Source organism: Candidatus Magnetaquicoccus inordinatus, assembly GCF_004217665.1.
Classification (GTDB): Bacteria; Pseudomonadota; Magnetococcia; order Magnetococcales; family Magnetaquicoccaceae; genus Magnetaquicoccus; species Magnetaquicoccus inordinatus.
The window spans coordinates 1-2427 of sequence record NZ_RXIU01000343.1; the positions used below are offsets into that span (position 1 = coordinate 1).

The 2427-nt window shown below is 51.8% G+C and carries 1 protein-coding gene; it reads right to left on the reverse strand.

The window, feature by feature from the left end:
- Positions 1 to 2148 (reverse strand): TonB-dependent receptor (locus EJP87_RS15425; protein ID WP_130472749.1); only part of this gene is annotated, 2148 nt, incomplete at its 3' end.
- Positions 2149 to 2427: the final 279 nt, after the last annotated feature.

Sequence of the window (2427 nt, forward strand, 5' to 3'; positions counted from 1 at the left end):
ACCATATTGGGGGCCGGTACTCAGACTCATGGTGGATCCTTGACCGAGATAGCGTCCGGCCAGGGGGTGCTCATAATATTGGTCGAGAATGTTGTCGATACCCACGCCAAAGCGCCATTGTTGCCACTCATAGTGACTCTTCAAATTGAGCAGGCCATAGCCGGCAGTTTGTACCTCCTTGCGTGTCGTCGAGGTGTCGGCTTTGCCATCTACCAGTTGCCATTCCAAGGCGCTGCCCCAACTCTCCCGCTGATGATCAAGAGCGATTTTGCCGTTCAATGGCATGATGTTATACAGGTTATCGTCCGTTACATCATTTTTGCCTCGTACATAATTGATGGTGGCATTGGCTGAAAATTCACCATATGCCGGGGAAGAGAAGAGAGGCAGAAAGCCAGAGATGTCTACCCCATACAGCGTGGCATCCTGGTTGACAAACTGCAGAACCGCATAGCTTCCCGTAGCCGAACCCGCCGGGCTGGTAGTGGTGACTTTGGCATCGATAAAATCCTCCACCTTGCTGTAATAGGGTGTGATTTTGATGCCCCATTTGTTGTTGGGATCATGCCAGTCAGCAGTGATGCTGATGGTGCGCGCGATTTCTGGTTGGAGATCCAGGTTGCCGACATAGCCATTGCCATCGCCAGCCAGATTGACCATCGCTGATGCCATGGTGCCGTGCGACCAGGCATAGCGTTCGTAGAGATTGGGTGAGCGGGTTTTTTGCGCAACGCCAAAGTCAAAGGTTTTGCCTTTGTCTGGGGTAAAGCGGGTAGAGGCTGTGATGTCCAGATTGTGATCGGTGCGTTTATGATCTTGACTGTTAAAGTTTTGCGCATCAGTGGCATAGGTGGCGCCAGTGTTATAGCCTTGTATATCATCAGTATTCATCAACACATTGGCACTGCGAATGCCAAAGAGAGTGCTCCATTGGGGAGTCCACTGCTTTTCCCATTCGCTAAAGAGATCATAGCGATCTCGTTGACCATTGTTGATGTTGTAAAAGGTGTTGGGAAACATACCCCCTGTTCCAGAGGGTGGCCACCAATCATCCAGGCGATAACGTTGATATTCCGCACCCAGGCGCAAGGTGCCGTGCTCCGGCAGGTTGACATCTGCCTTGACAATGGCTCCCAAGGTCTCCCCTTCGGTTTCCATCGGCATGCCGGGAGCGGTGACATATACGAACCGTTTATTGTCCAGAAAGTTCATGCTATGCCGGGTATGTTCGCGATATATGCGGCCATCCAGCAGGCCCCAGGAAAAATTTTCTTGATGGTGCAGATTGATCTGATTGCTGCTATTGTCAGTCATGTCCATGCGTTGATTGGGAAATCCTTGATAGGGGATCTCTTGCAGTCCCACTTTCATCTCCAACAAGCGTTCGTCGCTGCGCAGGGCCACGTTGAGGGCATGATTATAGCTTTTATACATGGTGGTGCCGACTTCATCTGTCTGCGTGGCAGAAGAGCCATTGCTGGGTGCGGCATAGGCTTTGAAAGCGCGTGCCGCTTTATAGTTGTCGGATTGAGCAGTGGCACCGGTATAGCGCATGCTGGCTTTTTCGTTGGCCAGGGTGGTGGTCAGAGTACCGCCAAAGCCGTTGCCGTTGCTGTTAAAATGTGTACCTGCCTCCCCCTTGAACAGGGTTTCTTGTCCTGTCTTGGCAAATTCTGGTGCCAGCGAGTCAACCTTGATGGTGCCTCCCAGACTGTCCCCGCCGACACTGACCGGCGAGACATTATTGAATATGGTAATGGAACCGACATTGCCGGGGGGTATATAAGAGAGGGGGGGATTCATATGATTGGCACAGGAGGAGACCAGATCCATGCCATCGACCTGGGTGCGCAGACGATCATCCCCCATGCCATCCAGAACCGGTTGACTGGAGAGACCACCGCCTCCATAACTGCTCATGCCCGGCAGATTGGTGAGCATTTTGGTTGTATCATCGGTGCTTTGGCGTTGTGGAGCAATCTGTCGTTCGTTCATGTGTTGATGGGCATGCTCCTGTTCCGCCGGAGCGGTCACCACCACCTCCTGCAATGCTGTATGGGGCGCAGAAGCCTCCGCCGCCAACAGTACTCCATTTGGTGCCAGGAGCGTCAACGATAGGGTGAGCAGGGACCATCTCTTTTTTTGCATGCCGGTTTTCCTTTTTCAGTTGCAGAAGCTTCCAGAGTAAGCTCTGGCAATAGCAAGCGATGAACCAATTTTTTCTTGTATAATATCAATATTATAGAAAATGGAGTTGCTGTGCTTTAGGTGAAAAGGCGCAGCATGTTGGGTGATTTCACCCACAATCGGTCCGCGAGAGGCTCTGGCTTGCCCGAAGCGCAATAGGTAAACTTGGGGCAATCGCATTTGCCAATTTTCTCACTGTTGCCACAAGCGAAACTGTGCACTTGGGGCAATCGCATTTGC